The sequence below is a fragment of the Halomonas lysinitropha genome (assembly GCF_902500215.1).
Classification (GTDB): Bacteria; Pseudomonadota; Gammaproteobacteria; order Pseudomonadales; family Halomonadaceae; genus Halomonas; species Halomonas lysinitropha.
Genome location: NZ_CABVOU010000062.1, coordinates 1 through 270, shown reverse-complemented (window position 1 = coordinate 270; position 270 = coordinate 1). Strand labels below are relative to the sequence as shown.

The following is a 270-nucleotide window of genomic DNA, read 5'->3' as shown; positions in this document are numbered from 1 at the left end:
TATACCTCGCTGGCCTTCAGTGAGCGTTGTCGAGAAGCGGGTATCGCGACGTCGATGGGCTCGGTCGGCGACTGCTATGATAACGCCATGGCGGAGAGCGTTTTCGCCACACTCGAATGTGAGCTCATTGAGCGCCGCTCCCTGCGGGATCATGCCGAGGCTCGACAGGCGATTTTCGAATTCATCGAAGGGTGGTATAACCCGCATCGTCGCCACTCCGGCATCGGCCACCAATCACCACTCAACTACGAGAGGAGATTCTTTGGAGAA

General features: G+C 57.4%; 1 protein-coding gene. It reads left to right on the top strand.

Translation table 11 applies throughout. The features are described from left to right. Window positions 1–270, top strand: a 270-nt coding sequence (locus HALO32_RS17870) for an integrase core domain-containing protein (RefSeq protein WP_151445254.1), incomplete at both ends; no start/stop codon positions are given.